The 2,207-nt window shown below is 67.2% G+C and carries 2 protein-coding genes; both read right to left on the bottom strand.

Annotated elements, in window-relative coordinates:
* Positions 1 to 1,310, bottom strand: a 1,310-nt coding sequence (gene tssI / locus NF616_RS21150) for a type VI secretion system tip protein TssI/VgrG (RefSeq protein ID WP_252275736.1), incomplete at its 3' end; no start/stop codon positions are given.
* Between the two features lie 149 nt (positions 1,311 to 1,459).
* Positions 1,460 to 1,978, bottom strand: coding sequence for an Hcp family type VI secretion system effector (locus NF616_RS21145; RefSeq protein WP_252275735.1), 519 nt, complete (start codon positions 1,976 to 1,978; stop codon positions 1,460 to 1,462).
* Positions 1,979 to 2,207: the final 229 nt, after the last annotated feature.

Raw genomic sequence — 2,207 nt, 5'->3', positions numbered from 1 at the left:
GGAATGGCGATGCCACCGTAGCGGTCGCCGGCCCAGCTCGAACTCACTCGAAGCCAGCAGCTGGTAGCGTCGTCGGCCTGGCCCTCGCGGTCCCAGTGGAACTGCACCTTGACCCGGCCGTACTCGTCGCAGTGGATCTCTTCGCCCTTGGGCCCGGTGACCACGGCGCTCTGGCTGCCGAGGATGCGCGGCTTGGGGTGGTCCAGCGGCGGGCGCCAGGGGGTGTCCCAGGGCGTGGCGCTGAAGCGGTTGCGGTAGCCCTGGTTGAAGCCGTCGTCGGCCTGGCCGTCCTCCTTTCGCCCGCCGAGGAAGCTGGTGATGGACTCTTCCAGCACCTGCGGCTGCTTGCCCTCGTGGTGGATTTCGCTGAGCAGCCACAGCTGGTTCCAGTCCGCGCGCGGGTGGGCGTCCAGGTCGAGGAAATGGCCGGTGCGCAGCAGCGGCTGGTCGCTCTCGCCATCGGCGAGCAGATGGTCGCTGCGATGGCGCTCCAGGGCGCGCTGGGACAGGTGCTTACCCCGGCCGCGCTCGGTGAAGCGGCCGGGGTAGTCGTAGTCTTCCAGGTCCGGCTTGGCCTCACCCTTGTGCGCGGCTTCCAGCTGCAGGCGCGGTTTCTCGAAGTCGTAGTCGCGGCGGGTGACGCGGCTGGTGCGGGTGGCCAGGCGCAGGGCGAAGCGCTTGATCACCGGATCGTCCGCCACCAGCCCTGAATCCTGCTGGTAGTCGGTGGTGGCGAGCTTGGGGAAACCGGTCTGGTCGTCGCCGAACACCAGCACATGGCCCTCGGGGCTGTGCTGGAAGTGATAGTGGATGCCTTCTTCCTCGCACAGGCGCTGGAGGAAGTGCAGGTCGGACTCGTCGTACTGCACGCAATAGTCGCGCTTGGGGTAGACGGCGCCGAGTTGGAAGCGCTGGCCGCTGCCCTCGAGGATGCCGTGCTCGCTCAGCACCTGGGCGACGATCTCCGGCACGCTCAGGTGCTGGAAGATGCGTTGGTTGATGCGATGGCCGAGCCAGGCCAGCTGCGGGCGCAGGGTCAGGTGGTAGCGGGTCAGGCGCTGGCCGGAATCGCCCTGGGCGCAGGCGTGTACCTGGGCGTGGATGCCGTTGCCCTGCGCATCCAGGGTGAGAAAGGCCGGCTGGCCGAGCTGCGTCTCCAGCTCCAGGTCCGGGCGCTGGCTGACCAGGGTGATCTCGAACACGAAGGGCTGGCTCAGGGCCTCGTGGCCGGTGAACTCGAGCACCTGCAGGTCGTGCTCGACGCCCGGCAGGCTCAGGCTGAAATGCGTCTGGTTGGCGGGAGCGAACATCCGTGTTTCCTTCTGCCGAAAGGGCATCGGCCAGCATGCCTGGCCGATGGGGCGGCTCGCTTACCTGCGAGCCGAGGCATTGTCCGGGATGCGCCGCGGCCTTGCCGTGACGCGCGGGGCAAAAATGCCCTCTCCCGGCGCTCCGCGGATCAGGCGGAGATCGGCGAACGCCAGTCGTCGGAGCCGGAAGTGCCGGACACTTCGTGGGTCCAGACGATCTTGCGGTAGGTGAAGTAGACGTCTTCCAGGTGGGTGAAGTGAGCCATGTTCGGGTCCTGGCAGTTCGGCATGCGCGACTGCACGTCGACGATCACGGCGTCTTCCAGCTCGATGGTGAAGTAGTGCTCCTGGGTGCCAGTGGAGGAGGTGCGGTACCACTCCAGGCGGCACTTGGACAGACGCTCACCGGAGGTCAGCGAGTTGAAGATCAGCGGCGAAGCCTTGTCGAAGACCTTGGTGATCATCAGCGGCTTGTGCACGCGCTGGCCGGTCGGCTGGCCGGACTGCGGGTCGCGCGGAATGATGACCTGGTGGTTGAAGGCCTGTACCAGGATCTGGTCCTCGTGGCCTTCCTGGAAGATGTTGCCGACCGAGTCCTCGGTGAAGGTGCCGGCAGTGATCAGGCCTTGCTTGGTGCCTTCGAGGGACAGATACGCGGGTGTTGGCATGGTGCTCTCCTTGCTGTGAGACGAGGACCGGGAATGGTCCGGGCGCCTGAACGGGTACAAGGGGCGTGCCAGCGGGCGCGGGACCAGCAATGACGCGGGTTGTGGCGCGGTGCTTCGAGCCTTGAGAGATGGCCTGTGCGGCGCATCACGAAAGGTTGCGCAAGAACTGGCGCAGGGCTGTGCAGGGGCTTGCGCAGGGGCCGTGGGGCGCGGCGCTGGCGGGCTGGCG

It is taken from the genome of Pseudomonas subflava (assembly GCF_023823685.1).
GTDB lineage: Bacteria > Pseudomonadota > Gammaproteobacteria > Pseudomonadales > Pseudomonadaceae > Aquipseudomonas > Aquipseudomonas subflava.
This window is presented reverse-complemented; position numbering and strand designations above follow the sequence as displayed.

Excerpts from the sequence above, each read along its gene's own strand:
- NF616_RS21145 (WP_252275735.1), bottom strand. The coding sequence starts at position 1,978 with ATGCCAACACCCGCGTATCTGTCCCTCGAAGGCACCAAGCAAGGCCTG.